The sequence below is a fragment of the Peribacillus sp. SIMBA_075 genome (assembly GCF_046534585.1).
The window spans coordinates 1-236 of sequence record NZ_JAWRYN010001605.1; the positions used below are offsets into that span (position 1 = coordinate 1).

A 236-nucleotide genomic window follows, 5' to 3' on the forward strand; every position below is an offset into this window, starting at 1 on the left:
TCATCCCTAACACTGTCACCGCTCCTTATTTTCAAGCATGGAAAGATACTCAAAAGAAATATAAAACATTGATTCAAGATAGTTTTCAGCCGCTTCCTATTTACGAAGCTCCTATGTTTGAACAAGAGGTTGTCGGTTTGTCTATGTTAGAGCGTGTAGGAGATGCTTTATTTAAATCAGATTCTTCTCCTACGGAAGTGAAATTTAACGGTCGCACTCAATATGTAAAAAAAGAT

1 protein-coding gene is annotated in these 236 nt (G+C 36.4%); it reads left to right on the forward strand.

What is annotated here, in order from left to right:
• A partial coding sequence (locus SB775_RS33855; RefSeq protein ID WP_410865676.1) for an ArsA-related P-loop ATPase occupies window positions 1-236 on the forward strand: 236 nt, incomplete at both ends.